General features: G+C 73.4%; 23 protein-coding genes and 3 tRNA genes. 17 read left to right on the forward strand and 9 right to left on the reverse strand.

Annotated features, from left to right (window positions below; genetic code table 11):
• The first annotated feature begins 66 nt into the window (after positions 1–66).
• Genes AC3EVP_RS26925 through AC3EVP_RS26935 form a run of 3 tightly spaced genes read left to right on the forward strand, consistent with a single transcriptional unit; the run spans position 67 to position 3145 of the window.
• A complete protein-coding gene (locus AC3EVP_RS26925; protein WP_435134086.1) occupies positions 67–966 on the forward strand; it encodes an NUDIX hydrolase in 900 nt (299 codons plus the stop codon).
• Positions 963–1796, forward strand: a complete 834-nt coding sequence (locus AC3EVP_RS26930) for an MBL fold metallo-hydrolase (protein WP_435134088.1) — start codon at positions 963–965, stop codon at positions 1794–1796. The genes AC3EVP_RS26925 and AC3EVP_RS26930 overlap by 4 nt, the downstream gene beginning before the upstream one ends.
• Positions 1793–3145, forward strand: a complete 1353-nt coding sequence (locus AC3EVP_RS26935; protein WP_435134091.1) for a cytochrome P450 — start codon at positions 1793–1795, stop codon at positions 3143–3145. The genes AC3EVP_RS26930 and AC3EVP_RS26935 overlap by 4 nt, the downstream gene beginning before the upstream one ends.
• Before the next feature lie 60 nt (positions 3146–3205).
• On the opposite strand, the gene AC3EVP_RS26940 is transcribed toward AC3EVP_RS26935, so the two are convergent.
• The gene (locus tag AC3EVP_RS26940; RefSeq protein ID WP_335983840.1) at positions 3206–4033 is read right to left on the reverse strand and encodes a diacylglycerol kinase family protein; all 828 of its coding nucleotides are present in this window, start codon (positions 4031–4033) and stop codon (positions 3206–3208) included.
• Between the two features lie 134 nt (positions 4034–4167).
• On the opposite strand from AC3EVP_RS26940, the gene AC3EVP_RS26945 reads away from it, so the two are divergent.
• Positions 4168–5451, forward strand: coding sequence for an adenylosuccinate synthase (locus tag AC3EVP_RS26945; protein ID WP_335983838.1), 1284 nt, complete (start codon positions 4168–4170; stop codon positions 5449–5451).
• Between the two features lie 111 nt (positions 5452–5562).
• Here the strand turns inward: AC3EVP_RS26945 and AC3EVP_RS26950 are convergent, their stop codons facing one another.
• Positions 5563–7437, reverse strand: coding sequence for a serine/threonine-protein kinase (locus AC3EVP_RS26950; protein ID WP_435134094.1), 1875 nt, complete (start codon positions 7435–7437; stop codon positions 5563–5565).
• 161 nt (positions 7438–7598) lie between these two features.
• Between AC3EVP_RS26950 and AC3EVP_RS26955 the strand changes: the two genes are divergently transcribed.
• Both AC3EVP_RS26955 and AC3EVP_RS26960 read left to right on the forward strand, forming a co-directional pair.
• A complete protein-coding gene (locus AC3EVP_RS26955; protein ID WP_335983834.1) occupies positions 7599–8285 on the forward strand; it encodes a GntR family transcriptional regulator in 687 nt (228 codons plus the stop codon).
• A gap of 55 nt (positions 8286–8340) precedes the next feature.
• Positions 8341–8988 (forward strand): hypothetical protein, encoded by a 648-nt coding sequence (locus AC3EVP_RS26960; protein ID WP_335983832.1) that lies wholly within the window; start codon positions 8341–8343, stop codon positions 8986–8988.
• 277 nt (positions 8989–9265) lie between these two features.
• On the opposite strand, the gene AC3EVP_RS26965 is transcribed toward AC3EVP_RS26960, so the two are convergent.
• Positions 9266–9955, reverse strand: a complete 690-nt coding sequence (locus AC3EVP_RS26965) for an SLATT domain-containing protein (RefSeq protein WP_435134098.1) — start codon at positions 9953–9955, stop codon at positions 9266–9268.
• 241 nt (positions 9956–10196) lie between these two features.
• On the opposite strand from AC3EVP_RS26965, the gene purD reads away from it, so the two are divergent.
• The 5 genes from purD (at position 10197) to AC3EVP_RS26990 (ending at position 17693) form a co-directional block, all read left to right on the forward strand.
• Positions 10197–11456 carry a phosphoribosylamine--glycine ligase gene (purD, locus tag AC3EVP_RS26970; protein WP_335970206.1) on the forward strand — a complete coding sequence of 420 codons (1260 nt, stop codon included), beginning with the start codon at positions 10197–10199 and terminating at the stop codon, positions 11454–11456.
• 522 nt (positions 11457–11978) lie between these two features.
• A complete protein-coding gene (locus tag AC3EVP_RS26975; protein ID WP_435134101.1) occupies positions 11979–13673 on the forward strand; it encodes a M48 family metalloprotease in 1695 nt (564 codons plus the stop codon).
• 177 nt (positions 13674–13850) lie between these two features.
• On the forward strand, positions 13851–15350 hold the full coding sequence (locus AC3EVP_RS26980; protein ID WP_335970211.1) for a N,N-dimethylformamidase beta subunit family domain-containing protein: 1500 nt from the start codon (positions 13851–13853) through the stop codon (positions 15348–15350).
• A 163-nt stretch (positions 15351–15513) separates the two neighbouring features.
• The gene (locus AC3EVP_RS26985) at positions 15514–16437 is read left to right on the forward strand and encodes a phosphoribosylaminoimidazolesuccinocarboxamide synthase (protein WP_335970215.1); all 924 of its coding nucleotides are present in this window, start codon (positions 15514–15516) and stop codon (positions 16435–16437) included.
• A gap of 161 nt (positions 16438–16598) precedes the next feature.
• Complete coding sequence (locus AC3EVP_RS26990; RefSeq protein ID WP_435134104.1) at positions 16599–17693, forward strand: esterase-like activity of phytase family protein; 1095 nt, start codon at positions 16599–16601, stop codon at positions 17691–17693.
• A 74-nt stretch (positions 17694–17767) separates the two neighbouring features.
• Here AC3EVP_RS26990 and AC3EVP_RS26995 read toward each other — a convergent pair.
• The 4 genes from AC3EVP_RS26995 to AC3EVP_RS27010 all read right to left on the reverse strand — a co-directional run bounded on the left by AC3EVP_RS26995 (position 17768) and on the right by AC3EVP_RS27010 (position 18662).
• Positions 17768–17843: transfer RNA gene (locus AC3EVP_RS26995), tRNA-Gly, on the reverse strand.
• A gap of 133 nt (positions 17844–17976) precedes the next feature.
• Positions 17977–18052, reverse strand: a tRNA-Gly gene (locus AC3EVP_RS27000).
• A 57-nt stretch (positions 18053–18109) separates the two neighbouring features.
• Positions 18110–18181: transfer RNA gene (locus AC3EVP_RS27005), tRNA-Gly, on the reverse strand.
• A 163-nt stretch (positions 18182–18344) separates the two neighbouring features.
• Complete coding sequence (locus tag AC3EVP_RS27010) at positions 18345–18662, reverse strand: histone-like nucleoid-structuring protein Lsr2 (RefSeq protein ID WP_335970218.1); 318 nt, start codon at positions 18660–18662, stop codon at positions 18345–18347.
• 327 nt (positions 18663–18989) lie between these two features.
• Between AC3EVP_RS27010 and purS the strand changes: the two genes are divergently transcribed.
• The 3 genes from purS to purL are packed head-to-tail and all read left to right on the forward strand — an operon-like array spanning position 18990 to position 22182.
• Entirely contained in the window at positions 18990–19235 is a 246-nt protein-coding gene (purS, locus tag AC3EVP_RS27015) for a phosphoribosylformylglycinamidine synthase subunit PurS (RefSeq protein WP_335970220.1), read from the forward strand.
• Entirely contained in the window at positions 19232–19936 is a 705-nt protein-coding gene (gene purQ, locus AC3EVP_RS27020; RefSeq protein WP_435134108.1) for a phosphoribosylformylglycinamidine synthase subunit PurQ, read from the forward strand. The genes purS and purQ overlap by 4 nt, the downstream gene beginning before the upstream one ends.
• On the forward strand, positions 19933–22182 hold the full coding sequence (purL, locus tag AC3EVP_RS27025) for a phosphoribosylformylglycinamidine synthase subunit PurL (RefSeq protein WP_435134110.1): 2250 nt from the start codon (positions 19933–19935) through the stop codon (positions 22180–22182). The genes purQ and purL overlap by 4 nt, the downstream gene beginning before the upstream one ends.
• 78 nt (positions 22183–22260) lie before the next feature.
• On the opposite strand, the gene AC3EVP_RS27030 is transcribed toward purL, so the two are convergent.
• Positions 22261–22662, reverse strand: a complete 402-nt coding sequence (locus tag AC3EVP_RS27030) for a PIN domain-containing protein (RefSeq protein WP_435134112.1) — start codon at positions 22660–22662, stop codon at positions 22261–22263.
• Entirely contained in the window at positions 22647–22901 is a 255-nt protein-coding gene (locus AC3EVP_RS27035) for a type II toxin-antitoxin system Phd/YefM family antitoxin (RefSeq protein WP_335970231.1), read from the reverse strand. Before AC3EVP_RS27035 ends, AC3EVP_RS27030 begins: the two co-directional genes overlap by 16 nt.
• Positions 22902–23081: 180 nt before the next feature.
• Between AC3EVP_RS27035 and AC3EVP_RS27040 the strand changes: the two genes are divergently transcribed.
• From AC3EVP_RS27040 to AC3EVP_RS27050, 3 genes are all read left to right on the forward strand, one after another.
• Positions 23082–23285 (forward strand): DUF4177 domain-containing protein, encoded by a 204-nt coding sequence (locus AC3EVP_RS27040; RefSeq protein WP_335970233.1) that lies wholly within the window; start codon positions 23082–23084, stop codon positions 23283–23285.
• A gap of 158 nt (positions 23286–23443) precedes the next feature.
• Positions 23444–24061 (forward strand): Uma2 family endonuclease, encoded by a 618-nt coding sequence (locus tag AC3EVP_RS27045; protein ID WP_435134115.1) that lies wholly within the window; start codon positions 23444–23446, stop codon positions 24059–24061.
• Between the two features lie 10 nt (positions 24062–24071).
• Positions 24072–24884 carry a sterol carrier family protein gene (locus tag AC3EVP_RS27050; RefSeq protein ID WP_435134118.1) on the forward strand — a complete coding sequence of 271 codons (813 nt, stop codon included), beginning with the start codon at positions 24072–24074 and terminating at the stop codon, positions 24882–24884.
• Positions 24885–25227 lie beyond the last annotated feature (343 nt).

The raw sequence follows: 25227 nt of genomic DNA on the forward strand, positions 1-25227 counted from the left end.
GGGGTTTGTCCACAGCCGTTCGGGTGACCCTCGAACAAACCGCCGCGGGCGACGTAGGCTCCGGCCATGAGCAGCAACAACGGTGCAACCTTCGGCGCGGACTGGGCCGACCGCGTCCGCGCCTTGGCGCGCGGTGAGCTGGTCCCGGTCGCGGCCCGTCCTGCCGCGACCGTTCTGCTGCTGCGCGATGCCGAGGCGGGCGCCGCCCTCGCGGCGGGTGCCGATCCCGCGGGGGCGGGCGGCCCGGCCGTGCACATGCTGCGCCGCCGGGCGTCGATGGCGTTCGCCGCGGGGGCGTACGCGTATCCGGGCGGCGGAGTCGATCCGCGGGACGAGCGGCCGGTGCGCTGGGCCGGGCCGCCCCTGGAGTGGTGGGCGCGGGCGCTCGGCGTGCCCGAGCGGCAGGCGCAGGCGGTGGTCTGCGCGGCGGTCCGCGAGACCTTCGAGGAAGCCGGGGTGCTGCTCGCCGGGCCGGACGGCGCGAGCGTCGTCGCCGACACCACCGGGGAGCGGTGGGAGGCCGACCGCGCCGCCCTGGTCGCCCACGACCTCGCCTTCGCCGACTTCCTGGCCGCCCGCGACCTGGTGCTGCGCTCGGACCTGCTCGCCCCGTGGGCGCGCTGGATCACCCCCGAGTTCGAGCGGCGGCGGTACGACACCTGGTTCTTCCTGGCCCTCCTGCCACCGGGCCAGCGCACCCGGGACGTCTCGGGCGAGGCCGACCGCACCGTGTGGCTGCGCCCCGCCGAGGCGGTGGCCGGGCACACCCGCGGCGAGATGGCCCTGCTCCCGCCGACGCTGGCCACGCTCCGCTCACTGCTGCCGTACGGCCGCGCCGCCGACGCACTGGCCGCCGCGGCCGACCGCGACCTGGCGCCGGTGATCGCACGCGCGCACCTGGACGACGAGGGCCGGGTCGTGCTGACCTGGCCGGGCCATGACGAGTTCACCCGGGAGCAGCCATGACCACCACCCAGCCGCCCGGCCGCCCGCAGCCCACCGTCGGCGGCCCCGCCACCGCCCGGGCGACGTGCGTCCTGGCGCCCAACCCGTCGCCGATGACGCTCGACGGCACCAACACCTGGATCGTCGCCGAGCCCGGCTCCCTGCTGGCCGTCGTCATCGACCCCGGGCCGCTGGACGAAGCGCACCTGGCGCGGGTCGCCGCCGCCGTCGAGGAGCAGGGCCGCCGGGTGGCGCTGACCCTGCTCACCCACGGCCACCCCGACCACGCGGAGGGCGCGGCCCGCTTCGCCGAGCTGACCCGCACCCCGGTCCGCGCCCTCGACCCGGCGCTGCGGCTGGGCGACGAGGGGCTGGCGGCGGGGGACACCGTGACCACCGGGGGCCTGGAGCTGCGGGTGATCGCCACCCCCGGGCACACCGCCGACTCGCTCTCCTTCCACCTGCCCGCGGACCAGGCGGTACTGACCGGCGACACCGTACTGGGGCGCGGCACCACGGTCGTCGCGCACCCCGAGGGCCGACTCGGCGACTACCTGGACTCCCTGCGCCGGCTCCAGGCCCTCACCCAGGACGCCGAGGTGGACACGGTCCTGCCCGGCCACGGCCCCGTGCTCGACGACGCGCGCGGCGCCGTCGAGTTCTACCTCGCCCACCGCGCGCACCGCCTGGCCCAGGTCGAGACCGCCGTCGAGTCCGGCCTGCGCACCGCCCCCGACGTGGTCGCCCACGTCTACGCCGACGTCGACCGGAGCCTGTGGCCCGCCGCCGAGCTGTCGGTCCTCGCCCAACTCGACTACCTGCGCGAACACGGACTCATCGAACTGCCATGACCTCGACCTCCCAGCCCACGCCCCCGGCCGCCCCGACCACACCCGCCCAGGCCCAGGACCACGCCCCGGCTCCGGACGACGCCACCGCCCTCTTCGCACCCTGGTCGCCGTCGTTCGTCAAGGACCCCTACCCCGCCTACGCGGCCTTGCGGGCGGCCGGCCGCGCCCACCGGTTCGACCCCACCGACCAGTGGCTCGTCCCGCACTACGACGACGTCAGCGCCCTGCTGCGGGACCGCCGCCTCGGCCGCACCTACCTGCACCGCTTCACCCACGAGGAGTTCGGCCGCCCGGCCCCGCCGCCGGAGCACGAACCGTTCACCACCCTCAACGGCAACGGGATACTCGACCTCGAAGCGCCCGTGCACACCCGTATCCGGCGCCTGGTCGCCAAGGCGTTCACCCCGCGCATGGTGGACGACCTCGCGCCCACGGTGCACCGGCTGGCGGCCGAGCTGATCGCCGGGCTGCGCGCGGACGGCGGCGGGGACCTGCTGGCCCGCGTCGCCGAGCCGCTGCCGGTCGCCGTCATCGCCGAGATGCTGGGCGTGCCGCCCGCCGACCGCGGCCTGCTGCGCCCCTGGTCCTCGGCGATCACCGGCATGTTCGAGCTGAACCCGAGCGAGGAGACCGCCCGGCGCGCGGTCCGGGCCAGCGAGGAGTTCTCCGCCTACCTGCGCGGCCTGATCGCCGCCCGCCGCAGCGACCCGGGCGAGGACCTGATCAGCGCGCTGATCGCCGCGTACGACGACGGGGACGTGCTCAGCGAGCAGGAGATGGTCTCCACCTGCGTACTGCTGCTCAACGCCGGCCACGAGGCCACCGTCAACAGCACGACCCTCGGCTGGCTCCAGCTCTTCCGCCACCCCGACCAGCTCCGCCTGCTCGGCGAGGCCGTCGCGTCCGGCACCGACCCAGGCACCGGCACCGGCACCGGCACCGGCACGGCGGGCGGCGAACTGCTGCGCGGCGCCGTCGAGGAGATGCTGCGCTACGACACCCCGCTCCAGCTCTTCGAACGCTGGGTGCTGGACGACATCGAACTGGGCGGCACCACGATCCCGCGCGGCTCCGAGGTCGCCCTGCTCTTCGGCTCCGCCAACCGCGACCCGGCCCGCTTCCCCGACCCCGACCGCTTCGACATCACCCGCCCCGCGGCCGCCAACAAGCACGTCACCTTCGGCGCCGGCATCCACTTCTGCCTGGGCGCGCCGCTGGCCCGGCTCGAACTGACCGCGTCCTTCGGCGCCTTCCTGCGCGACGCCCCCGGCATGCGGCTGGTCGAGGAGCCCGCATGGCACCCCGGCTACGTCATACGCGGCCCGGAGGAACTGCTCGTCACCTGGTGACGCGCCCGACGCGTCCGACGTGCCCCGGGGCCGGACCGGCAGCGGCCCCTACCGAGGCCCCTACCGCGGCACCGTCAGCCGCCACGCCGACGGCTCCACCGTCCACGTCCGCGTCCGCACCGGCCCGGCGATCGCCGAGTCGGCCCGGTAGCGGAAGTCCCGGCCGGAGACGGTGATGCTGCGCGCCCGGGCGCACACCTGCGCCGCCCCCGGAGCGCGGCGCACGGACACCTCCGCGAGCCCGGTGGGCGCGGGCCGCACCGACACCTCGTGCACCGGCTCGTCGAGGTCGGCGAGCACCACCCCGTCGGCCTCCACCCGCAGCCGCTGCCGGTGCTGCGGCGCGTTGCCGTTGACCGGGATCGGCGAGGTGAGGGTGCGCACCAGCGAGCGCGCGGTCTTCTCCACCGGCGTCCACCAGTGCGCGGCGGTGTGCGCCAGCGGCATGCCGTACGGGAGGCTGAGCGTGCCCAGCACGATCCCGCCGCTCTCGTCGACCAGCAGGTCCAACTCGCGCGCCACCCCGTCGAGCACCGCCCGGGCCGCCGCGGGGACCTGCGCGGGCAGCCCCAGCGCGTGCGCCAGCGTGGACCGCGGGCCGATCGGCACCATGGACAGCGGTGCGTCGCGCAGCGCCTGCTCGCGGCGCAGCGCCCGGACCGTGCGCAGCAGGGCCGCGTCGTCGCCGAGCACCACCGGATGGCGCCGCCCGCGGTGCGCCAGCGCCCGCTCGGCCTCCTCCGCGGACTCGGGGAACACCACCTTCACCGAGGCCGCGCCGGCACACAGCACGTCCTTGGCGATCCGGACGGATTCGCCGTCGGTGGCGCGTGCGGCGGGGTCGATGACGACGAGCAGGGAATGCCCGGCCGGGACGTGAGCCGACACCTTCGTCCTTCCTCAGGTAAAGTCTTGGTGCAAGAGCCCCTTGCGCCGTTGCGTCAGGGGCTTCGTCTATTCCGGGGCAGGTTCGACGGCTCTCTGCACGTTGGACATGCCCCGCCCGGAAGGGGTGTACGCCTGTGCCCGCACTTGTGCTGCTCGGTGCTCAGTGGGGTGACGAGGGCAAGGGGAAGGCCACCGACCTGCTCGGCGGCTCAGTGGACTACGTGGTGCGCTACCAGGGCGGCAACAACGCCGGCCACACGGTCGTCGTCGGCGACCAGAAGTACGCACTGCACCTGCTCCCCTCCGGAATCCTGTCACCGGGCTGCGTCCCGGTGATCGGCAACGGCGTCGTCGTCGACCCGAAGGTCCTGCTCTCCGAGCTGAGCGGGCTGAACGAACGCGGCGTCGACACGTCCAAGCTGCTGATCAGCGGTAACGCCCATCTGATCACGCCCTACCACCAGACCATCGACAAGGTGACCGAGCGGTTCCTCGGCAACCGGAAGATCGGCACCACCGGGCGCGGCATCGGCCCGGCGTACGCGGACAAGATCAACCGCGTCGGCATCCGGGTCCAGGACCTCTTCGACGAATCGATCCTTCAGCAGAAGGTCGAGGCCGCCCTCCACGACAAGAACCAGATCCTGGTCAAGATCTTCAACCGGCGCGCCATCACCACCGAGCAGGTCGTCGAGGAGTACCTCGGCTACGCGGCGCAGATCAAGGACTTCGTCACCGACACCGCCCTGGTGCTGAACAACGCGCTGGACGCCGGCAAGGTGGTGCTCATGGAGGGCGGGCAGGGCACGCTCCTCGACGTCGACCACGGCACCTACCCCTTCGTCACCTCGTCGAACCCGACCTCCGGGGGCGCCTGCACCGGCAGCGGTGTCGGCCCCACCAAGATCACCCGGGTGATCGGCATCCTCAAGGCGTACACAACGCGCGTGGGCTCCGGACCGTTCCCCACCGAACTGCTGGACGAGGACGGCGAGAAGCTGCGCACCGTCGGCCACGAGTTCGGCGTCACCACCGGCCGCGACCGCCGCTGCGGCTGGTTCGACGCGGTGATCGCCCGCTACGCGACCCGGGTGAACGGCCTGACCGACTTCTTCCTCACCAAGCTGGACATCCTCACCGGCTGGGAGCGTATCCCGGTCTGCGTCGCCTACGAGGTCGACGGCCGCCGGGTGGACGAACTCCCCTACAGCCAGACCGACTTCCACCACGCCAAGCCGGTCTACGAGTACCTCCCCGGCTGGTCGGAGGACATCACCGAAGCCAAGACGCTCGCCGACCTGCCGAAGAACGCGCAGAACTACGTCAAGGCGCTGGAGGAGATGTCCGGTGCGCCGATCTCGGCGATCGGCGTCGGCCCCGGCCGGAACCAGACGATCGAGATCAACTCCTTCCTCTGAAGCCCGCCTCGAGGAGCACGCCCGCCGGTAAGCCCCGCCCACCCTGGTGCGTGGGGCTTACCGATGACCGCGGCGCACCGGCCGGCCACCCCCGTCAGCCGGCCCCCACCCTCAGCCGCTGACCTTCGTGTACGTCAGCGGCGCCTTGCCGTCGTCCACGTCGCTGCGCCGCAGGTGCGTGGCGTCCACCAGGCTCAGCGTGCTGGCGTCGCCGGGCGAGCAGGAGGACGCGGGCGAGCCGGTGACCACCTTCGACGCGCTGAGTTCCACCGGCGGCCCGGCCTCGGTCACCATCATGTTCCAGGTGCAGGAGTACGACGCGCCGGCGCCGTAGAGCTCCACGACGCCGTTCGCGTGCACGGTCAGGGTCCGCGTGTTGTCGCCGTTGTCGGCGCTGGTGAACGAGGTCTGCCAGGTGCCGATCATGGCCTTCAGCCCGTTGGCCGCCGCCGCGGTGTGGGTGGCCGTCCCGGTCGGGGACGGCGTGCTCGCGGTCGGGTTCGGCTTCGGTGCCGCGCCCGCGCTCCCGCCGTCGCGCAGCGCGACGTACGCGGTGACGCCGCCGGCCACGAGCACCAGCGCGGCCACCGACGCCAGGACCGGCACGATCCGCCGCCGCGGCTTGCCCGGCGGCGCGGCGGTCGCGGGCTCGGGCACAGGCAGCCGGGGCGGCGGGACGGCCGCGCCGGGCGGGAGGGTCGCGCCGGGCGGGAGGGTGGCCCCGGGCGGGGTCGGCTGCTCCGGCCAGGACGTGTACGTCGGTGAGTAGGCCGTCGGCGGCGGGGTGGGGGTCGGCGTCGCCTCGTACTCCTGCGGGACCCGGACGCCGGAAGCGCCCGCGGGCACCTCGGTGACGGCCGTGCCCTCGGCCGGCGGCCGGCCCGGCCCGGCCACGGACTCGACCCGGGGCCCGGCCCCGGAATCCGCGCCGGAATCGGGCGCGGGCGGCGGCGCGGGCGGCGGGACCTGGGCGAGCACCGCGGTCCGCACGTCTTCCTCCGCCGCCTCGGCCGGCTCGTCGGCCTCCGCCTCCAACTCCAGCAACTGCACCGCGTGCCGCCCCAGCCGCGCGACGATCGCCCCGGGCAGCCACGGCTCCCCGTCGCCATCGCCGTCGCGCCCCTCCGCCGTGCCGCCGGAGCCCTCGGAGCCCCCGGAGCCTTCGACGCCCTCGGTGCCCAGCATCCGCGTCACGTCCGCGAGCGACGGCCGCTCCTGCGGGTCCTTGGTCAGGCAGGCGGCCACCAGGCCGCGCAGCCCCTCCGGCACGGCCGTCAGGTCCGGCGGCTCCTGCACGATCCGGAACATCTGCGCGTGCACCCCGCTGGCGGCCGCGCCGAACGGCTGGAGCCCGGTGGCGGCGTAGGCGAGCACCGAGCCGAGGCAGAAGATGTCGCACGCCGGGGTGACCCGGTCGCCGCGCACCTGCTCGGGCGACATGAACGCGGGCGATCCGACCATCGCACCGGGCCCGGTCAGGGACGCGTCGGTGACGGTCTCCAGGGCGCGGGCGATGCCGAAGTCGATCACCCGGGGGCCGTCGATGGTGATCATCACGTTCGACGGTTTGAGGTCGCGGTGCACCAGGCCCGCGTCATGGATGTCCGTCAGCGCGTGCGCCAGCCCCGCCGCCAGCACCCGCACCGAGCGCTCCGGCAGCGGCCCGTACTCCTTGGCGACGACCTGCTGGAGCGACGGTCCGGGCACGTAGCCGGTGGCCACCCACGGGATGTCGGCCTCGGTGTCGGCGTCGAGCACCGGCGCCGTCCACCGCCCGCCGACCCGCCGCGCGGCCCGCACCTCGCGCCTGAACCGGGTGCGGAACTCGTCCTGTTCGGCCAGATGCGGCCGCACCAGCTTCACCGCGACCGTACGGCCCCGCTCGGACCTGGCCAGGTACACCCGGCCCATACCGCCGACGCCGAGCCTCCCCAGCAGGCGGTACGCACCGATCCAGCGTGGATCGTCGGCCTTCAGCTCGTCCATCGCCCCGTCCGCTCCCGCTCCCCGCCCGGCCGCGGGCCGCCGCCGGTCATCGCGGCACACCCATTACGGCGAAGAATAAGCATACGAACGCCGGTCGCCTATGGTGTCCGAGGGTGCCGCGGGCGCGCCCGCGGAACAGGACGGTACGCCAAGGAGGCGACATGCGGGACGGCGACGGGCCGCAGGTGCGGCGCAGCAGCCTGCGCCAGCAGATCGCCGACGCGCTGCGCGACGAGATCCTCACCGGCCGCCTCCAGGCCGGGCGCCGCTTCACCGTCAAGGAGATCGCCGAGACCTACGGCGTCTCCGCCACCCCCGTCCGCGAAGCACTCGTCGACCTCGCCGCGCAGGGCCTGCTGGAGGTCGAGCAGCACCGCGGGTTCCAGGTGCGGCAGTTCACCGCGGCCGACTTCCGCTCCCTCGCCGAGGCCCGCGCCTTCGTCGTCGACGCGGCCTTCCGCTGGATGACCGAGTACGGCACCGCCGACCCCCCGCCCGACGCGATCGCCTCCGCACGGCGCCGCGCCGAGGCCGCCGCGCGCGCCGCACAGGCCGGCGTACTGGACGTACTGATCGGCTGCGACCTGCGGTTCTGGCGCGAGCTCGCGGCCATGGGCGGCAACCCGCACCTCAGCGAGTTCCTGGACCGGGTCCGCGCCCAGGCGTGGATCTACGCGGTGCCCCACCTGCGCGCCCTGGACGACCTCGCCGGCGTCTACTGGTCCGACCACGTCGCCCTCGCCGACGCCCTCGCCGGCCGCGACATCACCACCGCGCTGCACCTCACCCGCGCCTACGGCGAGCACACCCTCGCACTGGTCGAGCGGCTCGCCACGGCGCACTCCTGACGCGGCCGGTCCCCCCGCCTTAGGCTGTACGCTCCCGACCGGATGGAGTTGCTTCGTGGCCTGTGACCTGTGGCTCGTGCCGCTCGTGGATGTGCTGTGCCACAGCCCGGAAAACCCGTTCTCCGAGGAACTCGCCCGCTACGACAAGGCGCTGGCCGAGGCGGGCCAACCGCCGGTGCCGGTCTACAGCTACATGCCGGGGCTGTCCGGCGACGTGGCCCCCGTGGCCTGCTTCGACTACGACGCCCTGCACTTCCTGCGCCGCGCCTACCTGCTGGCCCTCCAGGGCCTCGCCGTCACCCCGGTCGACGCGCTCGGCGGCGACTACGAGGAACTGCTCGAGATGTTCGAGGGCACCGCGCAGTCCTCCCACCTGGTCTGGCACTACGACCACGCGGGCGCCTACGTGCCGCTCGACTTCCCGCACCCCGTCGTCAACGACGAACTCCTCGAAGGCGGCGGCCCGCTGGGCTCCTCCCACGGGCTGCTGCGCGAACTCGAGTTCGTGGCCCCCGCGATCGGTATCGACCCCGCCCGCCCCCCGGCCGCCCCCGAACCGCCCGCCCGCCACACCACCCTCGAAGAGCCCGCGCTCGCCCCCGCCGCCACGGGCCCCTTCGCCCGCGAACACCACGTCTGGCAGGGCCTCCACACCGCGGTGACCCGATCCCTGGCACAGGGCTCGATGATCGTGTTCAGCTGAGGGGGCGGACGGCTGGTGTAGGGGGGTGGGGGGTACGTGGGAGCCGTTCGGGCGTGAGGTGCGGGGTACGTGGGGGGCGTTCTTACGCGGCGGCACCGCTCAAGCCCCTTTTTTGCCGCCGCTTCGCCTCCGGGGGCTTTAACCCGGTGTCGACGGTCGATCATGCTCGACCCCTCGTTCCTCGGGGTCTCCGCGTGTTCTCCCTTTCGACACCGGCGCCCCCTTCGGCTCACCGGCTACCACGGGTGGGCCGGGGGAGGGTGGGTGCCCGGAGACATTAGAAGCGGGGGGGCTCCGGGGGGCGTTGGTGGGGCATGGTGATGCGGGTGGGGCGGGGGGAGCGGGGGCGGGGTTCGGGGCGGGAAGGGGGCGCGGGGGTGGCCGTGGGGCAGGGGGAGCCGAAGGCGGACATCCAGTCGGAGGTCTCGACGCGGACGAGGTCGGCGATGTCGTCGCAGAAGCCGCGCAGGACCCCGAGGCAGCGTTCGACCGCTTCGGCGCCGGTCCCTTCGGCGGGCCCCAGGACCTCGCGGACCCCTTCGGCGGCCCAGTCGAAGCGGAAGGCGTCGACCCGGCGCTGGACGGCCTGCGCGGTGGCCATGTCCCGCATCCATCCGGTGGTGAGCCCGAGCAGGCGGTCGGCGGCGGCACAGGCGCCGGCGAGGAGGAGGGCGAGATAGCCCCAGCGGGCCAAGGCACCCTGACTGCTGGCGAGTTCGATGAGGGGGAGGGCGGCGGCGGCCGCACCGCAGACGGTGGTGCCCAGGCGCAGCGCGCGGGCGGCGCGCCGCTTGGGAAGGCGGCCGCGCAGGTACCAGTCGGCGGTGCGCAGGGCGCTCTCCTCGGCCCAGCGGTAGAGCGCTTCGAGGCGCGCGGCGGGCTCGGTCCAGTCGCCGGGCGGGAAGGGCTGCGCCCGCAGGTCCCCGGAGCGGGGCGCCCCCTCGGGAAACGTGTCAGGCTGGCTCACTGCGAGTGCTCCCTCGACCGCTGCGTACCGGGCAGACCGGCGGCCAGGCGTTCCGGGCGCACACGACTCCCCGGCACGCGCCGGTTGAAGCCCTCTTCTTACCGCCGAACGGCTGAGACGGAAGCACCGATATCCGGAATTCAACCTGAAAAGGGTCCGTGATCAGGTATGGGGCCCTTGTCGTGATCCCTCGAAAGAGTGACGGCACCCGGGCCCGGCCGGGCCCACTACCCTGGTGCGCGTGAAGGTCCTTGTCATCGGCGGCGGTGCCCGCGAACACGCCCTGTGCCGCTCCCTGTCCCTCGACCCCGAGGTCACCTCGCTGCACTGCGCCCCCGGCAACGCCGGCATCGCCGAGGTCGCCGAGCTGCACCCGGTCGACGCCCTGGACGGTGCCGCCGTCGCCGACCTCGCTGTGCGGCTCGGCGCCGACCTGGTCGTGGTGGGCCCCGAGGCGCCGCTGGTCGCCGGGGTCGCCGATGCCGTGCGCGAGCGGGGCGTCGACTGCTTCGGCCCGTCCCGCGAGGCCGCCGCGCTGGAGGGCTCCAAGGCGTTCGCCAAGGACGTGATGGCCGCCGCCGGGGTGCCCACCGCCCGGTCGTACGTCTGCACCACGCCCGAGGAGATCGACACGGCGCTGGACGCGTTCGGCGCCCCGTACGTCGTCAAGGACGACGGGCTCGCCGCGGGCAAGGGCGTCGTGGTCACCGGTGACCTGGCCGTCGCCCGCGCGCACGCGCTCGCCTGCGACCGGGTGGTGATCGAGGAGTACCTCGACGGCCCCGAGGTGTCGCTCTTCGCGGTGACCGACGGCGAGACGGTGCTCCCGCTCCAGCCCGCACAGGACTTCAAGCGCGCCCTGGACGGCGACGAGGGCCCCAACACCGGCGGCATGGGCGCCTACTCCCCGCTGCCCTGGGCCGACCCGAAGCTGGTCGACGAGGTGGCGCGGACCGTGCTCCAGCCGACCGTCGACGAACTGCGCCGCCGCGGCACCCCCTTCGCCGGGCTGCTCTACGCCGGCCTGGCGATCACCTCCCGCGGGGTGCGGGTCATCGAGTTCAACGCCCGCTTCGGCGACCCCGAGACCCAGGTCGTGCTGGCCCGCCTGCGCACCCCGCTCGCCGGGCTGCTCCGCGCGGCCGCCACCGGCCAGCTCGCCACCCTCCCCGAGCTGCGCTGGAGCGACGGCGCCGCCGTGACCGTCGTCATCGCCTCGCACAACTACCCCGACACCCCCCGCACCGGCGACCCCATCACCGGCCTCGCCGACGTCGCCGCCCACGACGACCACGCCTACGTCCTCCACGCCGGCACCCGTACGGCCCAGGACGGCCAAATCGTCTCCGCCGGCGGCCGGGTCCTGTCCGTCACCGCCACCGGCTCCACCCTCGCCAAGGCCCGCGAACGCGCCTACCGCGGCGTCGCCCGCATCACCCTCGACGGCAGCCACCACCGCACCGACATCGCCGCCAAGGCCGCCACCCCGCCCCACCAGTAGCCCTTCCTCCGTACTCGGGCACCCACCCTCCCCCCGGCCGGCCCGTGGTAGCCGGTGAGCCGAAGGGGGCGCCGGTGTCGAAAGGGAGAGCGCGCGGAGTCCCCGAGGAACGAGGGGTCGAGCACGGTCGACCGTCGACACCGGGTTAAAGCCCCCGGAGGTGAACCGGCGGCAAAAAAAGGGGCTTGAGCGGTGCCGCCGCGTAAGAACGGCTCGCACGTACCCCGAGCGCCGCGTAAGAACGGCCCCCACGTGACCCGAGCGGTACGTGCGAACGGCCCCCCGTACCCCGCCCCCACCCCCACCCCAAAAGCGCAAGGCCCCGCGCGAAAGCCACTCCAAGGAGTGATGCGTGGGCCATACGGCTGACTCCTCGGCGGCGCCCAACTATGGTGCCCGAAAGGCGCACCCCGGGGGCATTGCGGCAAACAGCCGCGCGGCATTGCGATGTCCGTGGGCGGTGCGACAGTGGGGAGAGGCCGTCACCGGGGCGGCCACCGCCAGCGCAGGGGGTGCCAGCCGATGGCCGGAGAAGCAGGTGAGGCCGCTGCGCGGGCACGCGCGGGCGCGGTCCTGCGGCTGCGCGGGTCGGCGCTCGCCGTGGCCCTGCTGCCCGCGGCGGCCGCGGTGGTGCTGCACGTCGGCGCGGCCACCGGCTGGATCGACGGGGCCGGGTGGAGCGGCGTGCGGTGGGGCGTCACCGCCGCCGCGGTGCTGGTGCTCGCCGCGGCCGCGGCGGTCGGCGCCGTGATCGTGCGGGCCGAGCCCGCGGTCAGCCCCACCGTGCCGGTCGCGGAGTCGGCCGCGCCGGACCTGTATCTGATGGTGCGCGACCTGGCCGACCGCCTCCAGGTGCCGCCGCCCTCGGGGATAGAGCTGACCCCGGACTGCGACAGCTGGCTGGAGGACCGCCGGCGGGAAAAGCAGGAGAAGCGGGAGAAGCCGGAGAAGCCGGAGAAGCGGCAGGATCGGCCCTCGGGCGGCGGCTGGGGCACCGAGCGGCGCCCCGGGCCGGTCCTCGTGGTCGGCTCGCCGTTCATGTGGTGGATGCGGGTCGGCGAGCTGCGCGCGCTGCTCGCTCCCGTCGTCGCCGGCACCGCCCCCTCGGCCGACCCCGAGATATCCGCGGCCCGTCGCTTCGTCCGCGGCCTGGACGCGGCGGCCGCCGTCGCCGCGCAGGGCCGGGCCCGTACCGGCGGGCGGGGCGTGCTGGGCCGCCCGCTGTACGCCGCCCTCGGCGGTGTCGTACGGCTGCTGCTGCGCGCCTGCCGGGGGCATGCGGCGGAGATGGAGCGCGGGGTGGCCGCCTCGGCGTCCGAGCGCGCCCAGGCCGTCGACTACGGGCTGCGGATCGTCGCCCAGGAGCAGGTCGGGCTCGCCTACGCGGGCTGGGACCGGCTGCTCACCCGGGTCGCGCTGCCCGCCTGGCGGACCGGCCGCTGGCCGTCGCGGCTGCACGCGGGTGTCGTCGCCGCGCTCACCGAGCTGTCCCGGCGGGACCGGCTCGCCGACGGTTTCGAGACCCGGCTGGGCGAACGCCCGGCCTGCGACCTGCTCGACGAGCCCGGCGCGGTGGACGAGGCGGTCTCCCTGCTCGCCGCGCGGATCTTCCACGGCGGCCCGGAGCGGTCCCGGCCCGGCTGGGAGCCGGTGAGCTGGGCCCGCTACCCGGCGGAGGTCGTCGAGCGGCTCTGGCGGGAGGAGGCCGGCCGCCTCATACGCGTCATCGACGAGATGCGGCCCTCCGTCGAGCCCGCCGCCGCGCGGTCGTTCCCGGCCGCCGCGGGGCGCGCCCTGCTGGTCGGCGGGGAGGACGAGGCGCCCTTCGGCGCGGTGACCCTGGAGCGGGTGATCGACCGGCTCGCCGTGCCCGGCGGCCACGAGGGCGAAGCCGTCGCCGCCCGGCTCGCCGCCGCACCGCCCCCCGGGCCGTACGCGGAGCCCGCCACCGCCTACCCGCTCGTGCCCGAGCGCACCGGGCGGGAACTCCTCGCCGACCACGTCGTCGCCGTGGTCTGCTGCGCCGCCGTCGACACCGCCGGCGCCGGCGCCGGGCTCGACTGGCTCGACGGCCCCGCGCTGCGCCTCGCCGGTGTGCGCCGCACCGAGCTCAGCTCGGCCGTCCTCCACCTCGTCGAGTCCGGCGACCCCAGCCCGCTGCACGAGTGGCTGACCTCCACCCCGATCCGCCCCACCAAGCCCTTGCGGCTGCCGTAGCGGCAGAGCCCTGGTGGGACCCCGGCGGAACCCCGGCGGAACCCCGGCGAGGCCGTACACCACACGAAAAAGGGAAACTCTACGAAACGTGACTGACGCGCTGCAATGTGTGATGTGCTGAGCGTGAGCACACCGCACGGTTGCACCGCGCGGAGCGCAGACGCGGGAGGCGATGTCGTGGGGGAAGTACGACGCTGGGAGTCGGGCGCGCTGGCGCACGGGGTCTCGGACCCGTTCGGCCAGGGCCCGCTTCCGTGGCTGACGGGAGAACCCCAGTACCCGGGCGACGACGGCCGCGTGGTGCCCTGGTACGTGGACCTCGCCGCGAGCAACGGGAAAGCGCCGCGCAAACCGCACCTGCCGGGCCCGCGCACCGCGGACGACGTGCGCCGGCAGATCAAGGGGTTCGCCGCCCAGTCGGCCGCGGCGCCCGGCGAGGCGATCGACTTCAGGATCACCGTGGACCCGCCGCAGGAGTTCACCGTCGACGTCTACCGGATCGGCCACTACGGAGGCGACGGCGCCGCCCAGGTCACCGCGAGCCCGCGGCTGTCCGGCATCGCGCAGCCCGCCCCGCTGGTGGCGGGCCGCACCGTCTCCTGCCACCACTGGTGGCAGTCGTGGCGACTGCACATCCCGCCGTACTGGAAGACCGGCGCCTATGTCGCGGTGCTCACCACCGCCGACGGCTACCGCAGCCATGTGCCGTTCACCGTGCGGGATCTGGAGGCCCCGGCCGATCTGCTGCTCCTGCTGCCGGACATCACCTGGCAGGCGTACAACCTCTATCCGGAGGACGGCCGGACCGGCGCGAGCCTGTACCACGCGTGGGACGACGAGGGGCGGCTGCTCGGCGAGGAGGAGGCGGCGACCACCGTCTCCTTCGACCGCCCCTACGCGGGCGCGGGCCTGCCCCTGCACATCGGCCACGCCTACGACTTCGTCCGGTTCGCCGAGCGCTACGGCTACGACCTGGCGTACGCCGACGCCCGCGATCTGCACGCGGGCCGGATCGCCCCCGACCGCTACCGGGCGCTGGTCTTCCCCGGGCACGACGAGTACTGGTCCACCCCGATGCGCCGGGCGGCCGAGCAGGCCCGGGAGGGCGGCACCTCGCTGGTCTTCCTCTCGGCGAACACCATGTTCTGGCAGGTGGAGCTGGCCCCGGCCGCGGACGGCGGCCCGGACCGGCTGCTGACCTGCCGCAAGCGCCGCGGCGAGGGCGGCCAGGGCGAGGCGGCGAAGGGCCGGACCGCGCTGTGGCGCGACCAGGGCGAGCCGGAGCAGCTGCTGATCGGGGTGCAGTACGCCGGCCGGGTCCCGCAGCCCGCGCCGCTGGTGGTGCGCAACGCCGACCACTGGCTGTGGGAGGCCACCGGCGCGACCGAGGGCACCGAGATCCCCGGGCTCGTCGCGGGCGAGGCCGACCGCTACTTCCCGCGCGTCCCGCTGCCGGACTCCACCGAGCGCATCCTGCTCGCGCACTCCCCGTACGAGGCGACCGACGGCCGGATGTGCCACCAGGAGACGTCGCTGTACCGCGCGCCCAGCGGGGCGTACGTCTTCGCGTCCGGCACCTTCGCCTGGTCGCCCGCGCTGGACCGGCCCGGCCATGTGGACGCGCGGGTGCAGCGGGCGACCGCGAACCTGCTCGACCGGATCTGCAAGCGGGACTGACCCCGTTCCGCACGGGGGACCGGCCGCCCCCCTCGGACCGCCCCCGCCCCCGCCACCCGGACCTGCCACCCCGGACCTGCCCGGCCGGGCGGGCCCTCGCGCGCCGCGGCCGCCCCCGTAGGCGAGAATCGGAGCCGAGCCACCGACTGGGGAGGACCCGCACATGCCCGGATTCGTCGACAAGCCCGAGCCCGCACAGGTGCCCGGCCTGACCCACCTGCACACCGGGAAGGTCCGGGACCTGTACCGGAACGAGGCCGGCGACCTGGTGATGGTGGCCAGCGACCGCACCTCCGCCTACGACTGGGTGCTGCCCAGCCTCATCCCGGACAAGGGCCGGGTGCTGACCCGGCTGTCCCTGTGGTGGTTCGACCAGCTCGCCGACCTGGCGCCCAACCACGTGGTCTCCACCGAGGTGCCCGCGGGCGCCCCCGCCGACTGGGCCGGGCGCACCATGGTCTGCCGGTCGCTGCGGATGGTCCCGGTCGAGGCGGTGGCCCGCGGCTACCTGACCGGCTCCGGCCTGGCCGAGTACGAGCGCAGCCGCACCGTCTGCGGGGTCGCGCTGCCCGAGGGCCTGGTGGACGGCTCGCAGCTGCCCGCACCGATCTTCACCCCGGCGACCAAGGCCGCGGTCGGCGAGCACGACGAGAACGTGTCGTACGAGGAGGTGGCCCGGCAGGTCGGCGCGGAGACCGCGGCGCTGCTGCGGCAGAACACGCTCGCGGTGTACACCCGGGCCCGGGACATCGCCGCCGAGCGCGGACTGATCCTCGCGGACACGAAGTTCGAGTTCGGCTACGACGACGGCGCCGCGGCCCAGGACGGCAGCGCGCCCCTGGTGCTCGCCGACGAGGTGCTGACCCCGGACTCCTCCCGGTTCTGGCCCGCGGACGGCTGGGAGCCCGGCCACGCCCAGCCCTCGTACGACAAGCAGTTCATCCGGGACTGGCTCACCTCGGACGCGTCCGGGTGGGACCGGCACGGTCAGCTGCCCCCGCCGGAGCTGCCGCAGGACATCGTCGAGCAGTCCCGCGCCCGCTACCTCGAGGCGTACGAGCGGCTGACCGGCCTGCCCTGGTCGTAGCGGTGCGAGGCCGTGCGCCACCGCCCGCAACCGCGGCGGCGCACGGCGGCCCGCCGCGGGCGTTCGACTGCTCGTCGTGCTCTGTTTCACCCCGCGGCCCGCAAGGTCGTGCAGAATCGTGCGGCGTAATGACTCCTGCCACCGAACGTGGAGTGTCACCTGTGCGCACGAAGGCTCTTCTCGCCGCCCCGACCGTCCTGTTGACCGCGCTCGCCTGCCTCGGCGGCGCGGGCACCGCCCAGGCCCACGGCGGCGGACCGGCCGGCCGTCCCGGGCAGCCGGCGGCGGGCACCTGCTCGGCGAACGTCGGCATCGACGGCTACTCCGACGCCCTGGACAAGACGACCTTCGACGGCACCTTCGTCGGCAACTTCTCCGCGCTCGCGATGGACGCGCACGGCACCCTGGACGCGCTGTCCGACCGCTCCTCGCTGTTCACGCTGAGCGGCCACACGCTGGACGACCTCACCCCGCAGAAGGTGGTGCGGCTCGCCGACGAGAACGGCAAGGAGCTGGACTCCGAGGCCCTGGTCGTGGACCGGGACGGCACCCGGCTGATCACCTCCGAGACCGAGCCGTCGATCCGCCGCTACAGCCGGGACGGGGCGACGATACTCGGCAGCCTGCCGGTACCCGGCGCGCTCGAGGTCGCCCCCGCCGGGCGGGCCACCTCCAACCTGACCTTCGAGGGGCTGGCGCTCCAGCCCGGCGGCCGCACCCTGGTGGCGTCCATGGAGGGCGCGCTGTCCGGCGACAACTCCGACCTGGTGCGCTTCCAGACCTGGCAGCGCAAGGGCAACGGCCAGGACTTCGCGCTCGGCCGGCAGCTGGCGTACCAGGTCGACACGGACCCCAACGGCACCCTGCTCGGGGTCTCCGACATCGCGCCCACCGGTGACGGCCGGCTGCTGGTGCTGGAGCGCGGCTACACCTCGGGCTACGGCAACACCGTGCGGCTCTACCTGGCCGACCCGTCCCGCGCCACCGATGTCAGCCGCGTCACCGACCTGACCGGGCAGAAGAGCGTCAAGGTCATGCCGAAGACGCTGCTCGCCGACATCGGCTCCTGCCCGTCGCTGGGCGCCACCGCCAAGCAGGCCCAGCCGAACCCGCTGCTGGACAACATCGAGGGCGTGGCCGTCACCGGGCACACCGCGGGCGGCGGGCTGCGCCTGATGCTGGTCAGCGACGACAACGCGGGCGCCACGCAGGTCACCCGCTTCTACGCGCTGACCGCGCGGCTGCCGCGCCGCTGAGGCCCCCGCGCCGCCGAGTCCGGCCGAGCGTACGACGAAGGCCCCGGTCGAACCGACCGGGGCCTTCCTCCTGCTGGAGCGGACGACGAGATTCGAACTCGCGACCCTCACCTTGGCAAGGTGATGCTCTACCAACTGAGCCACGTCCGCAGGGCGTGTCCACACTCTACCCGATCCGCCAGGGCAGCGGAAAAACGGTTTCCGACCGCACACCGGACCGTCGCACCCGGAGGCCCTGCACAGCAGAAAGCCCCGGACCGGTGATCGATCCGGGGCTCTCCCCTGGAGCGGACGACGAGATTCGAACTCGCGACCCTCACCTTGGCAAGGTGATGCTCTACCAACTGAGCCACGTCCGCAGGTGCTGCGACCACTGTACCCGATCGGCCCAGTGGGCCGAACGAGCCGGTGATCAGAGCGGGTGACAGGGATCGCACACTGCGCCTCCCCCCTGGAAGGGGGGCGCTCTACTACTGAGCTACACCCGCGTGACCTCCGCTGACCTGGGCTTTTCGGCCCCGTCCTGCGGTGTGCCCTTAGATTAGCGGACGACCCGGGGGGCCTGTCCAATCGACACCGCCCGCGCGGCGAACGGGCGTTGGCAAGCGGCGGCCGGGGCCGCCGCTCCGGGCCGGCGGACCGCCCGGCGGCTCAACTCGCCTTGTTGAACGCCTCGTAGACCTTCTTGGGGATACGGCCGCGGGCGGGCACCTCGAACCCGTTCGACTGCGCCCAGGCGCGGACGGTCGCCGGGGTGGGGGCGATCGGGGTGCGCTTGTAGGCGTGTCCGGAGAGGGTGCGGCGGCGGCCGGCCTCGACGTACGGAGCGAGTTCCCGGCGCAGTCTGTCCGCGTTCTGCGTCGAGAGGTCGATCTCGTACCACTGGCCGTCCACGCCGAAGGCGATGGTCTCCTCGGCGGTGCCGCCGTCGAGATCGTCGGCCAGGGTGACCAGTACGCGCTGCGCCATCGGGATCGGTCCTTTCTCGAGCCGGCTGCCTGCGGTCGCGTCGGGGGCGGACCCTGGCGGGGTCCGCGACCGGGGCGCCCGAGGGGGGAATGGGGCGGTGGGGTTACCCGTTACTGCTGTTAATTCCCGCTGCATCCACGCCGCAAGCCTCTTCGCTTCCGGGACCCTATGTTTTCCGCCGCCAGGTAACCCAGGTATTTCGTCAGCCGATATCCAAACGTGATCGGCGATCTGCGACCGATGTCACGTTGCGGTATATCTACTCGCGTAGATTTCCTCACCCGGTAGGCTGAGAGAACCTCACGCACCACACCATCGGGAGTGCCAGTGGCACGCGTCGTCGTCGACGTCATGCTCAAGCCGGAGATCCTCGACCCCCAGGGCCAGGCCGTACAGCGCGCGCTGCCCCGGCTCGGCTTCGACGGGATCTCCGACGTCCGTCAGGGAAAGCGCTTTGAACTGGAGGTCGACGGTCCCGTCGACGACGCAGCGCTCGCCCGTATTCGGCAGTTGGCGGAAACCTTTCTCGCCAACACCGTGATCGAGGACTTCACCGTAAAGGTGGAGTCGTGACTGCACGCATTGGTGTCGTCACATTTCCCGGGACCCTTGACGACCGCGACACCCAGCGCGCCGTGCGCGTGGCGGGCGCCGAGGCGGTCCCGCTGTGGCACCGCGAGAAGGACCTGAAGCAGGTCGACGCGGTGGTCCTGCCCGGCGGGTTCAGTTACGGCGACTATCTGCGGGCGGGGGCGATCTCCCGTTTCTCGCCGGTGATGGAGTCGGTCATCGAGCAGGCGCGGGCCGGAATGCCCGTCCTGGGGATCTGCAACGGTTTCCAGGTGCTCACCGAGGCCCACCTGCTGCCCGGCGCGATGCTGCGCAACACCGAGCTGCACTTCGTCTGCCGGGACCAGAAACTGCGGGTCGAGACCAGCGGCACCGCGTGGACCGCGGACTACGCGGCGGGCCAGGAGATCTCCATCCCGCTGAAGAACATCGACGGCCGCTACACCGCGGACGAGCGCGTGCTCGACGAGCTGGAGGCCGAGGGCCGGGTGGTCTTCCGCTACGCCACCGACGGCCCCGCCGCGGACGGCTACGGCAACCCGAACGGTTCGCAGCGCGACATCGCCGGGATCACCAACGCGGCCGGCAACGTGGTCGGCCTCATGCCGCACCCGGAGCACGCGGTCGAGTCGCTGATCGGCACCGGCCGCACCGACGGGCTGGGCTTCTTCACCTCGGTACTCAAGAAGTTGGTTATCGCGTGACCCTCGATACAGTCCAGCATGCGGAGCAGACGCCTGAGGTGGAGCTGCCGTGGAAGGCGCTCGGCCTCAAGGAGGACGAGTACCTGCGGGTCCGGGAGATCCTGGGGCGCCGTCCGACCGGGGCCGAGCTGGCGATGTACTCGGTGATGTGGTCGGAGCACTGCTCGTACAAGTCGAGCAAGGTGCACCTGAAGCAGTTCGGCGCCAAGGCCCCGCAGACCGACGCGCTGCTCGTCGGCATCGGCGAGAACGCCGGCGTGGTCGACGTCGGCGAGGGCTACGCGGTCACCTTCAAGGTCGAGTCGCACAACCACCCGTCGTACGTCGAGCCCTACCAGGGCGCGGCCACCGGGGTCGGCGGCATCGTGCGGGACATCATCGCGATGGGCGCGCGGCCGGTCGCCGTGGTGGACCCGCTGCGGATGGGCGCGGCCGACCACCCCGACACCAAGCGGGTGCTGCCCGGCGTGGTCGCGGGCATCGGCGGCTACGGCAACTGCCTGGGCCTGCCGAACATCGGCGGCGAGCTGGTCTTCGACGCTTGCTACCAGGGCAACCCGCTGGTGAACGCGGGCGCGATCGGCGTGATGCGGCATGAGGACATCCACCTCGCCAAGGCGTCCGGCGCCGGCAACAAGGTGATCCTGTACGGCGCCAGGACCGGCGGCGACGGCATCGGCGGCGCCTCGATCCTCGCCTCGGAGACGTTCGACGCCACCAAGCCGAGCAAGCGGCCGGCGGTGCAGGTCGGCGACCCGTTCCAGGAGAAGCTGCTGATCGAGTGCACCCTGGAGGCGTTCGCCGAGAAACTGGTGGTCGGTATCCAGGACCTGGGGGCGGCGGGCCTGTCCTGCGCCACCAGCGAGCTGGCCTCCAACGGCTCCGGCGGCATGCGCGTCGAGCTGGACGACGTACCGCTGCGCGACTCCACGCTCTCGCCCGAGGAGATCCTCATGAGCGAGTCGCAGGAGCGGATGTGCGCGGTGGTGGAGCCGGCGAAGGTCGAACGCTTCCTGGCGATCTGCGAGAAGTGGGACGTCATCGCCACCGTCGTCGGCGAGGTCACCGACGGGGACCGGCTGGAGATCTTCTGGCACGGCGAGAAGATCGTCGACGTGGACCCGCGTACGGTCGCGCACGAGGGTCCGACGTACGAGCGCCCGTACGCCCGGCCGTCCTGGCAGGACGCGCTCCAGGCGGACGACGCCGGTGCGCTGGCCCGCCCGGAAACCGGTGCGGAGCTGCGCGCGCAGGCGCTGCGGGTGCTCTCCTCGCCGAACGTCGCCTCGAAGGCGTGGGTCACCGACCAGTACGACCGGTTCGTGCAGGGCAACACGGTGCTGGCCCAGCCCGAGGACGCGGGCATGATCCGGGTCAACGAGGAGACCGGTCTCGGCGTCGCCATCGCCACCGACGGCAACGGCCGCTACACGAAGCTCGACCCGTACACCGGTGCGCAGCTCGCGCTCGCGGAGGCGTACCGCAACGTGGCGGCGACCGGCGCGAAGCCACTGGCGATCTCGGACTGCCTGAACTTCGGGTCGCCCGAGGACCCGGACGTGATGTGGCAGTTCGTGGAGGCGATCCGCGGGCTGGCCGACGGCTGCCTCCAGCTCGGCACGCCGGTCACCGGCGGCAATGTCTCGCTCTACAACCAGACCGGTGAGGCGGCCATCCACCCCACCCCGGTCGTCGCGGTGCTCGGCGTGATCGACGACGTGGCGCGCCGCACCCCGATGGCGTTCGCCGACGAGGGCCACCTGCTCTACCTGCTCGGGGAGACCCGGGAGGAGTTCGGCGGCTCGGTCTGGTCGCAGGTCGTGCACGACCACCTCGGCGGGCTGCCGCCGGCGGTGGACCTGGAGCGGGAGCGGCTGCTCGGCGAGATCCTGATCTCCGCGTCGCGGGACGGCATGGTCGACGCCGCCCACGACCTGTCCGACGGCGGGCTGCTCGCCGCGGTCACCGAGTCCTGCCTGCGCGGTGGGCACGGGGCGCGCCTGGTCGTCCCCGACGGCCTGTCGGCGTTCACCTTCCTGCTCTCCGAGTCCGCCGGCCGTGCGCTGGTCGCGGTGCCGCGCTCCGAGGAGCTCCGGTTCACCGACATGTGCGGTGCGCGGGGCCTGCCGGCCACCCGCGTCGGTGTGGTCGACGGGCAGGCCCTGGAGGTCCAGGGCGAGTTCGAGATCCCCCTCGAAGAGCTCTCCCGGGCCCACCACACGGCCATCCCGCAGCTCCTCGCCTGACGGCCCGTCGTATCCGCGGTAAAAGGGGCGCCCCGGCCGGTATTCCGGCGGGGCGCCCCTTTGCGCGGCGCGGACCGCTCAGGACGCCAGATCCGCGATGCGTACCCCGGGCAGTTCGGCGAACGCCGCTTTGCGGTCGCGCGTCACCACGGCCCGGGCGGTGGCTGCCGCTGTGGCGGCGATGATCAGGTCATGCGCTCCGCGCGGCTTGCCCGCTCGCCGTACGTGCGCCAGCAGGCGGGCGTGGACCCGGGCGACATCGAGGCCGTATTCCTCGACCGGTACGACCGCGAGCACGGCCGTGACGAAGTCCTCGCGCGGCTGGCGGCGGACCTCGTCGGCGAGTTCGACACCGAGGAGCAACTCGGCCGCGCTCACCGCGGCGATGGCGACGTCATCGTCGTCGGCGAAGGTGACAGGGGTGCCGGTGCGCTCGATGCCGATCAGCACACCGGTGTCGAGGATCAGGCGTCGGGCCACGTTGCCGTCATCTCGTCGGTCAGCAGCTCTCGGGCCGCGGCCACGTCGGCGGCGAACGCGTCGTCCGTCGGGAGGGTCGTGAGGATTTCGTTGAGCGCGGCGCCGTTCCCCGCGCTGGCGGGCCCGATCTGGGCGAGGCGGCGTCCGGCCCTGGTGATCACGATGGTCTCGCCGTGCTCCGCGGCATCCAGGATTGAGGCGAAGTTCCGCGAGGCTTCGGTGGCGGTCATCAGCTTCATGGAATCAGACTATCTGATTCCGCCGTCGGACGCCGGGCCGGGCGAGGTGCGCGGACGGCCCGCACTGCGGCTCCCGGACTCGCCTGACCCCTGGCGCCGGGAGGGAACCTTCGGGTGGGGGTGGGGCGTCAGCAGGGGGTGACGGGGCATGGCGTTCCGCACCACCGAGAGAGGCCGTACATGTACGAGTACAAGGTCGTCACCTTCCGCGAAGCGCTGATCGGGGACGCGCTCGACAGCGACAAGCTGGAGAAGACGCTCAACAAGCACGCCGAGGACGGCTGGGTGCTGAAGGACATCACGTCCGGCGACGTGAAGGGCCGGATCGGCCCCGGCGCTGTCGACGGCCTGCTCATCACCTTCGAGCGGCCCCGCCAGGGCTGACCCGGGGCCGACCGCCCCACGCTCCGCGACCCGCGCGGCTACGCTCGTTGTCCAGGTGAATGGACATACGTGAGCGTGGCCGCGTGGTCACGTTCGGCTGATGGACGTCTATACGATCAGAAGCCGAGCGTGAGAATCCGGGCACAGGGAGGTACAGGGTGACCGCCGTGGATGACCGGCCGCGAGCGCGGGTGCAAGGGGAACTCCGACCTGAGGAGTTCGAGATCATTGCTGCCGACGCGGCCCGTGACGTCGAGGGTCTCCGCCTTGAGTTCATCGGCGGAAAGTTGGGGTTCAAGACAGTGCCGGACGCGGTTCACACGGCGATCACGATGTGGCTGCTTCGGCAGTGCATGCAGCAGAAGCCGCAGTGGGATCTTCACATCGGACAAGGGCTGCGGATCGAGACGTACCGGGAAGGCAGGGCCATCCCTGACGGCGTACTCGCGCCGGTCGCGAACTTCGTGGGGCAGAGTGGAGAGTGGGTTGACCCCGATGGCGTGCTGATGGTCCTTGAGGTCACGTCCTACGACCGTGACACCGAGCAGCGCGATCGTATCGACAAGCCGCGTGCGTACGCCGAGTCCGGCATTCCTGTCTACCTGCTGATCGACCGAGATGCCCGTGCCACGAAGGTCTACAGCGAACCGGCGGCGGGGGAGTACCACGAGCAGTACCTCATCCCGTTCGGCAAGGTCGTGTTGTTGCCCGAGCCGGTCGGGATCAAGCTGGACACCCAGCAATTGCTGACCTGGGCCTCGGCGCCCGAAAGCTAAGCTCGGGGGTATGCCGAGCCCGAGTGAGAGCCGCCGCCGTGTTCGTACGTACGACCCCGCGCGGACGTGGCGGGCGTTGGGTGCGCAGGTGGGCCATGCGCGGGTGGCGGTGCGCGGGTTGACCGGGGAGCAGTGGAAGTGGCCGTCGGGGCTGCCGGGTTGGGACGTGCGGCTGCTGGTGGTGCACATGGTGCGGCAGGTGGAGGCCGTGGGGGTGCTGCTCGACGAGGAGCCGCCGCCGGCCGGGGCGAGGACGGTGGGCCTGGACACCTGGGCGCTGTCCACCGCCGGGATCGCGGCGGAGCTGGACGCGTCCACCCGGGCGGAGGAGGCGCGGACCGCCGATCCGCTCGCCGCGCTCGACGCCGCGGCGGACCGGCTGGCGGCGCTGGCGGACGAGGCGACCGGGAGCGACCGGCTCGTGCCGAGCCCCTTCGGCGCGATGCGGGCGGCCGACTTCCTGGTGACGCGGCTGGTGGAGCTGGTCGTGCACAGTGACGACCTGGCGCGGGCCGCCGGGGTCGAGGTCGGGTTCGACCGGCACGCGGTCGCCGGGGCGGTGCGGGTGCTGGCGGACGCGCTGGCCGCGAAGGCGCCAGGGAACGCGGTGGAGGTGCGGGTGCCGCCGTATGCGGCCGTGCAGTGCGTGGAGGGGCCGCGGCACACCCGCGGGACACCGCCGAACGTCGTCGAGACCGACCCCATGACGTGGCTGCGGCTGGCGGCGGGGCGGGCGGGCTTCGCGGACGAGGTGGACGCTGCCCGCGTCTCCGCCTCCGGCGAACGGGCCGACCTCGCGCCGTACCTCCCCGTCCTGGGGTAGTGCCTCCGGCGGGGCGGGCCGCACCCCCCGGGCTGCCTCGTCCTGCCGGTCGCGGGGCCACCTGCCGGTGGGGGGCTTGTCGCGCAGTTCCTCGCGCCCCTTTGCCCTCCGGGGCTGCCTGGTTCTGTGGGTTGTGGGGTGACCTGCTGGTGGATGGCTTGTCGCGCAGTTCCTCGCGCCCCTGGCGCTGGTTCGCCGAGGGGCGGGTGGCTGGAAAGAGACCTTGGGGCGCGGTCGCCGGGAGGGCGTACGGTGAACATCACATTGCTTGCGGCGTAAGGGATGACGCGCGTAGACCCGAGGAAATGAAGGTTCGTCCGTTCGGATGAGGGGCATTCCTGCC

The organism is Actinacidiphila sp. bgisy144, assembly GCF_057708105.1.

Bases quoted from the DNA above. Each gene is read 5' to 3' on its own strand.
- AC3EVP_RS26930 (WP_435134088.1), top strand. From the start codon at position 963: ATGACCACCACCCAGCCGCCCGGCCGCCCGCAGCCCACCGTCGGCGGC.
- AC3EVP_RS26950 (WP_435134094.1), bottom strand. From the start codon at position 7,437: ATGGACGAGCTGAAGGCCGACGATCCACGCTGGATCGGTGCGTACCGC.
- AC3EVP_RS26985 (WP_335970215.1), top strand. From the start codon at position 15,514: ATGCCCGGATTCGTCGACAAGCCCGAGCCCGCACAGGTGCCCGGCCTG.
- AC3EVP_RS26975 (WP_435134101.1), top strand. From the start codon at position 11,979: ATGGCCGGAGAAGCAGGTGAGGCCGCTGCGCGGGCACGCGCGGGCGCG.
- AC3EVP_RS27050 (WP_435134118.1), top strand. From the start codon at position 24,072: ATGCCGAGCCCGAGTGAGAGCCGCCGCCGTGTTCGTACGTACGACCCC.
- AC3EVP_RS27035 (WP_335970231.1), bottom strand. From the start codon at position 22,901: ATGAAGCTGATGACCGCCACCGAAGCCTCGCGGAACTTCGCCTCAATC.
- AC3EVP_RS27010 (WP_335970218.1), bottom strand. From the start codon at position 18,662: ATGGCGCAGCGCGTACTGGTCACCCTGGCCGACGATCTCGACGGCGGC.
- AC3EVP_RS26925 (WP_435134086.1), top strand. From the start codon at position 67: ATGAGCAGCAACAACGGTGCAACCTTCGGCGCGGACTGGGCCGACCGC.
- AC3EVP_RS26935 (WP_435134091.1), top strand. From the start codon at position 1,793: ATGACCTCGACCTCCCAGCCCACGCCCCCGGCCGCCCCGACCACACCC.
- AC3EVP_RS26955 (WP_335983834.1), top strand. From the start codon at position 7,599: ATGCGGGACGGCGACGGGCCGCAGGTGCGGCGCAGCAGCCTGCGCCAG.
- AC3EVP_RS27040 (WP_335970233.1), top strand. From the start codon at position 23,082: ATGTACGAGTACAAGGTCGTCACCTTCCGCGAAGCGCTGATCGGGGAC.